5 protein-coding genes, 1 tRNA gene and 2 pseudogenes are annotated in these 6068 nt (G+C 68.1%); 6 read left to right on the plus strand and 2 right to left on the minus strand.

Annotated elements, in window-relative coordinates; translation table 11 throughout:
• A pseudogene (locus tag FV222_RS15140) lies at window positions 1–242 on the plus strand (Stringent starvation protein B); the annotation flags it as partial.
• 187 nt (window positions 243–429) lie between these two features.
• On the opposite strand, the gene FV222_RS15145 reads toward FV222_RS15140, so the two are convergent.
• Window positions 430–506 (minus strand) — tRNA-Pro (locus FV222_RS15145).
• A 202-nt stretch (window positions 507–708) separates the two neighbouring features.
• On the opposite strand from FV222_RS15145, the gene FV222_RS15150 reads away from it, so the two are divergent.
• The 3 genes from FV222_RS15150 to FV222_RS31890 all read left to right on the plus strand — a co-directional run bounded on the left by FV222_RS15150 (window position 709) and on the right by FV222_RS31890 (window position 1862).
• A complete protein-coding gene (locus FV222_RS15150; protein WP_147763861.1) occupies window positions 709–1239 on the plus strand; it encodes a metallophosphoesterase in 531 nt (176 codons plus the stop codon).
• A gap of 98 nt (window positions 1240–1337) precedes the next feature.
• Window positions 1338–1649 (plus strand): hypothetical protein, encoded by a 312-nt coding sequence (locus FV222_RS15155; protein WP_147763862.1) that lies wholly within the window; start codon window positions 1338–1340, stop codon window positions 1647–1649.
• A 90-nt stretch (window positions 1650–1739) separates the two neighbouring features.
• Window positions 1740–1862, plus strand: coding sequence for a hypothetical protein (locus tag FV222_RS31890; RefSeq protein WP_281406043.1), 123 nt, complete (start codon window positions 1740–1742; stop codon window positions 1860–1862).
• 15 nt (window positions 1863–1877) lie between these two features.
• On the opposite strand, the gene FV222_RS15160 is transcribed toward FV222_RS31890, so the two are convergent.
• A complete protein-coding gene (locus FV222_RS15160) occupies window positions 1878–2084 on the minus strand; it encodes a hypothetical protein (RefSeq protein WP_348643052.1) in 207 nt (68 codons plus the stop codon).
• A gap of 232 nt (window positions 2085–2316) precedes the next feature.
• Here FV222_RS15160 and uvrB point away from each other — a divergent pair, with 232 nt between their 5' ends.
• Both uvrB and FV222_RS15170 read left to right on the plus strand, forming a co-directional pair.
• Window positions 2317–5019: an excinuclease ABC subunit UvrB gene (uvrB, locus tag FV222_RS15165; protein WP_147763864.1), complete on the plus strand. Its 2703-nt coding sequence runs from the start codon at window positions 2317–2319 to the stop codon at window positions 5017–5019.
• A 250-nt stretch (window positions 5020–5269) separates the two neighbouring features.
• A pseudogene (locus FV222_RS15170) lies at window positions 5270–6068 on the plus strand (hypothetical protein); the annotation flags it as partial.

The raw sequence follows: 6068 nt of genomic DNA on the forward strand, positions 1-6068 counted from the left end.
AGGCCGGCCCGCGCGGCGCGGCCTCCGAGCCCACCGAGATGAAGCCGAAAGCCGGAACCGGGATCGCCGCGATCGGCAGCAACGTCCCGAAGGTCATCCCCGCCCTCCCCGCGGCGCAGAACGCCAGCAAGGCGGACGAGAAGGAGCCGCGTGTCGCCGCCAAGGCCGCGAAGAAGGACGGCGACGGTGGCGAGGCGAGCGCCGAGGTCGTCAGCCTCGACGCGTTCCGCAAGAAGAGCTGAGCTGCATCGCTCCACCTGGGACCTCGCCCCTCGGGGCTTTCGCGAGGCGGAAGCTTCGAAGACGCAGTCGTGAACGGGAGCGGCGGTTCAAACATCCGGCAAGCGAACAAAAAAAGGCCGGCGCTTGGTGGCGCCGGCCTTTTCTCGGAGCGGCGACATCCACCTTTCGGCCGACGTCCCGTTTTATTGGTCGGAGTAGCAGGACTTGAACCTGCGACCCCCTGTCCCCCAGACAGGTGCGCTACCGGGCTGCGCTATACTCCGTCACGTCCGCTCCGTCGGGCCGTTCGAGCACCGACACCCCGAAGGGTCCGCGGGTCTTAGCTTTCCGCTCCGGGGCACGCAAGCCCCGTTCCTGCGCTTCGCCGAAACAGCATGCTAGGCCGCAGCGGGCGCAGGCGAAGAAGCCTCTTGCGCGATGCCGGCCGGATCGGACACGACGCGGTGCAGCGCAGGGAGGTCGGCGGTGGCGGTCTATTTCACGAGCGACACCCATTTCGGCGATCCGCGCATCCTGCGGCTCGATCGCCGGCCCTTCGCCGACCTCGCGACGCACGACGCCGCGTTGATCGCGAACTGGAATCGGGTCGTCGGCGCCGACGATAGCGTCTGGCATCTCGGCGACTTCGCCCTCGGACCGCCGCGGGAGCGAGTCCACGCGATCCTCGCCGGCCTTCACGGCGTGAAGCACCTGATCGTCGGCAACAACGACGGCCCCGACACCCTCGACGCGCCGGGCTGGGCCTCGATCGCGCATTACGCGGAGATCGCGGTGGAGGGTCGCGGCTTGGTGCTGTGCCATTACGCCTTCCGGACCTGGAACGGCATCGGCCGCGGCGTGCTCAACCTGCACGGCCATTCCCACGGGCAGCTGCGCACTGCGCCCAAACAGTACGATGTCGGCGTTGACGCCCAGGGGTTCGTGCCGGTGGACCTTGCCGCGATCCTGATTTCGCGCCGCAGCCGCAGCGCAGCGAAAGCGGAACCATCGGTCTAGCTCCGCCGTTGTGCGCTCATACCGGCGGTTGAAAGACACCGGTCGAATACTTCGCCTCTTCCAGCGTACTGCTTACGTGATTGTCTTCACGGTGGCCCATGACCCGATCTGACACACCGATGCTGGCCGTGTTCGGCCTGGTCCTCTCCCTCGCCCCGGCGTTCGCGGCGCCGGCGTGCCTCGAGGCTCGCGCCAAGATCGACGAGGCTTCGGCCCTTCGCTACCAGGCGAGGCAGGAAGCCCGGCTCGGAAACCACGACCGCGTCTGCGACACGCTCGACGAGGTCGGCGACCGCTACAACGACGCCCGCGACGGCTTCGAGGATTGCGGCGCCGGCGTTGTTGCGATCGATCTTCGCACCGAGTTGCGAAACCTTCGCATCGCCAAACGCGTAAACCGCTGCGACTGACCGGGTGCGCGCCCGCACCGCAAAGCCTCTTCGTTCCCACCATCGTCACATCGAGCGCGACGCTGCACGTCGCCGACAGGGCCAGCCGCCATGACCACCGAGACCCAGACCGTTGCCGTCCCGACCGGTCCCTCCTTCGCCGCCGCGCTCTGCGGGTTCCTGAGCACCACCGCCGCGACGACCATGCTCATGTTCCTGCTGAGCAGCGTCTGAGCCGGACGGACATGCTCAAGGCGCGACGGACCAGAACCGGCGCCGATTGAAGAGCATCTCCTGCGTGCCGATGGTCGGCGCGGCCGCCACGGGCGGCGGGCATGCCGGCTCCGCCCGTGGCGGAGCCGCCATCAGGGTCATCGGCGTGGCGGGGAACAGGCCAAGCCGCTGCTGGATGTCCGGGTTGCGTGCGCCGGCGATCGCGGCGATGCCGACGATCAACGCCCCGGCCACAGCTCCCAGAACGAAGTTCATCATCCCACACGATTCCCGCGGTCCGACCCACCCACGGCCCGCACGCCGCGTGTGATCGCGCAAGCCGGCGGCATTGCGGCGGGATCGGCCGTCGTCTCTTGGCAGCGATCACTCCATGCGCCGATCGGCCCCTGGATGAACACCTCACGCGGAGGTGGTGCCCCTTCCGTCATGGCACTGGCCACGCCATATTTCTCCCATGGCAATACCGAAGAAGCCCCGGCACGTCTCAGCGACCGGAAAGGCCGACCGGCCGGACGTTCAGCCGCTCGACCCGTTCCTGGCGCAGCTGCTGAGTCCCGCCCTCGCCCGCAGGCCCCAGATCCAGTCCGAGCGGCAGGCGGAGCTTCCGCGGCCGGGCCAGCGCAAGCCAGCCAAGGCGAAGCCGGCTCCGAAGACTGAAGCGAGAGAACCCACCGGCTTCGGCGAAGCGCCGCAGCGCGGCTTCACCACCGCACCCGGTGCCGAGATCGATCCGGCTCTTGCGCAGGCGCTCGGCCTGACCCCGCCCGAAGACGGGCCGGCGCCGGAAGGCGCACCGGACCAATCATCGCTGGCCTCCGACGGCGTCTCGGCGACGGTGGATGCCCTGCAGCGGTTGCTCGAAGAGGGCAACCCGCTGTTCAAGAACGGGGAGACTTGGGTTCCGCACCGGCCGGACCGGCCGGCGAAGTCCGAGGGCGGCAAGCCGTTCCGCCTCGAATCCGAGTTCACGCCGGCGGGCGACCAGCCCACCGCCATCGCCGAGCTCGTGAAGGGCGTGAAAGCCAATGAGCGCGACCAGGTGCTGCTCGGCGTGACCGGCTCGGGCAAGACCTTCACGATGGCGAAGATCATCGAGGAGACTCAGCGACCGGCCCTGATCCTCGCGCCGAACAAGACGCTGGCGGCGCAGCTTTACGGCGAGTTCAAGAGCTTCTTCCCCGACAACGCAGTGGAATATTTCGTCTCCTACTACGACTACTACCAGCCCGAGGCCTACGTGCCGCGCTCGGACACCTTCATCGAGAAGGAATCGTCGATCAACGAGCAGATCGACCGGATGCGGCACTCGGCGACCCGGGCGCTGCTCGAGCGCGACGACGTCATCATCGTCGCGTCGGTCTCGTGCATCTACGGCATCGGCTCGGTCGAGACCTACACGGCGATGTCGTTCACGGTGACGTTGGGCGAGAAGATCGAGCAGCGCCAGCTCGTCGCCGACCTCGTGGCGCTGCAGTACAAGCGCATCCAGTCAGACTTCGCCCGCGGCACCTTCAGGGTGCGCGGCGACGTGATCGAGCTGTGGCCGGCTCACTTGGAGGACCGCGGCTGGCGCATCGGCCTGTTCGGCGACGAGATCGAGGGGATCGTCGAGTTCGACCCGCTCACAGGCAAGAAGATCAACGAGCTGAAGTTCGTGAAGGTCTACGCCAACTCGCACTACGTCACGCCGCGACCGACGCTGCAGCAGGCGATCAAGGGGATCAAGAACGAGCTCAACGGCCGCGTCGAGGAGCTGACCAAGATGGGCCGTCTGATCGAGGCCCAGCGCATCGAGCAGCGCTGCACATTCGACATCGAGATGATCGAGGCGACGGGCGCCTGCAACGGCATCGAGAACTATTCGCGCTACCTCACCGGCCGCAAGCCCGGCGAGCCGCCGCCGACCCTGTTCGAGTACCTGCCCGACAACGCGTTGGTCTTCGCCGACGAGAGCCACGTCACCGTTCCGCAGATCGGCGGCATGTACCGGGGTGACTTCCGCCGGAAGGCGACGCTCGCCGAATACGGCTTCCGCCTGCCCTCCTGCCTCGACAACCGTCCGCTGCGATTCGAGGAATGGGACGCGATGCGGCCGCAGACGGTCAACGTCTCAGCCACGCCCGGCAAGTGGGAAATGGAGCAGACCGGCGGCGTCTTCGCCGAGCAGGTGATCCGCCCCACCGGCCTCGTCGACCCGGTGATCGAAATCCGCCCGGCGCGGAGCCAGGTCGACGACCTGCTCGGCGAGGTGCGCGAGGTTGCGCTCGCTGGCTACCGCACCCTCGTCACCACGCTGACCAAGCGCATGGCCGAGGACCTGACCGAGTACCTACACGAGAACTCGGTTCGCGTGCGCTACATGCACTCCGACATCGACACGCTGGAGCGCATCGAGATCATCCGCGACCTGCGGCTCGGCGCCTTCGACGTGCTGATCGGCATCAACCTGCTGCGTGAGGGCCTCGACATCCCAGAATGCGCATTGGTCTGCATCCTCGATGCCGACAAGGAAGGCTTCCTGCGCTCCGAGACCTCGCTGGTGCAGACCATCGGCCGCGCCGCCCGCAACGCCGACGCGCGCTGCATCCTCTACGCCGACCACATCACCGGCTCGATGGAACGGGCGATGGCCGAGACCGAGCGCAGGCGGCAAAAGCAGCTCGCCTACAATCTCGAGCACGGCATCACGCCCCAGAGCGTGAAGCGCGGGATCAGCGACATCCTCAGCAGCGTGTTCGAGCGCGACCGCGTCCAGGTCGACACCGGGATGGCGGAGATCACCGTCGGCCACAACCTCAAGGCAGTGATGGCCGACCTGGAGAAGCGGATGCGCACCGCCGCCGCCGACCTCGACTTCGAGGAGGCCGCACGCCTGCGCGACGAGCTGAAGCGCCTCCAGGCGACGGAGCTGATGATCTCCGACGACCCGATGGCGCGGCAGGCCGACGTGGAGCGGGACGCCGGCAAGTACGGCCGCAGGGCGCCGCGCGGCTCCGGCACGCGCATTTCGAAGCCGACCCTGGACAACATGGGGCCGGGCACCGACCGCGAGCTGCCGGCGAACGCCGTCGCCTGGACCGAGCGGCCGAAGCCGCGCTCGACCCAGGGGCTCGGCGGCCAGAAGCCGAAATACAAGGGTGGCGGCGGCCGGCGCTGAACGCGCCGGTCGCAGGTCCGGACGCGACCTCGACAAGCCGATCGTTTTTAAGTGGAGGCTTGGGTCGGGCACCCGCGGCTGCATCCGATACACGCCTGCGGCCGACACGAAAAAAACAACCGCGGGTTGTATTTTCAAACTCTCGTTAAGCATTCGCGCTTAGATTGCATGAGCCATGCAATGGGTCTCTCGCGTTGTGTTTTACGACGCGATGCAGCCTCCCGGCATGGGTCCCAGTCGGAGTGCTCCCATGTCTCGTCGCCAGAACCGCGCCTCCGCGCGTCCGTCCACGCTCGCGCAGGGTCGCGCCGCCCTTCGCCCGCACGACGTCATCGCGATTCCGATGCTGAGTGGGGTGCTTCTCCTGGGCACCTCCGGCTTGGCCCAGGCCCAGCTCCTGCGCGGAACGCTCGATACGGTGACCTCCGTGGTGAACGGAACCACCGGGAGCTTGGCGACCGTTGATGCAACGCTCGGTGGTGGTTCCCTCGCCACCGTCGGAGCGACCGTCGGTGGTGGCAGCGTCGCCAATGTCGGAGCCACCGTCGGCGGTAGCTCGGTCGCCGATGTCGGCGCAACGGTCGGCGGGGGAACCGTCGCAAGCGTCGGCGCCACAGTTGGTGGTGGACCAGTTGCTACTGTCGGCGCAACGGTCGGCGGCGGCACCCTGGTCGACGTGGGCGCGACCGTCGGCGGAGGAACTGTCGCAAGCGTCGGGGCGACGGTCGGCGGGGGCTCCATCGCCGGCGTCGGCGTGACCATCGGCGGCGGCACTGGAACCGGCACCGGCGGCACGGGGGGCGGAACCGCCTGCAATCCATGCACCGGTGGAGCGGGCACAGGCGGTGGCACTGGCACCGGCGCTGGCGGAACCGGCGCCGGCGGGACCTACGACCCCACCCGCGTCGCGTTGTTCGAGCTGCGGCTGTCGAACGTCGAGAAGCTGCCGATCCGCGGTAACAACACCAGCTCGTTCCCGCTTCCGGCCGCAGGCGGCGCGGACGCGCTCGCGGCCGGAAGCGGGAACGAGCTGGTGTTGTTACCGCGGA

Origin of the sequence: Methylobacterium sp. WL103, from assembly GCF_008039885.1 — a bacterium.
Lineage (GTDB): Bacteria > Pseudomonadota > Alphaproteobacteria > Rhizobiales > Beijerinckiaceae > Methylobacterium > Methylobacterium cerastii.

Bases quoted from the DNA above. Each gene is read 5' to 3' on its own strand.
- FV222_RS15155 (WP_147763862.1), top strand. From the start codon at position 1,338: ATGACCCGATCTGACACACCGATGCTGGCCGTGTTCGGCCTGGTCCTC.
- FV222_RS31890 (WP_281406043.1), top strand. From the start codon at position 1,740: ATGACCACCGAGACCCAGACCGTTGCCGTCCCGACCGGTCCCTCCTTC.
- uvrB (WP_147763864.1), top strand. From the start codon at position 2,317: ATGGCAATACCGAAGAAGCCCCGGCACGTCTCAGCGACCGGAAAGGCC.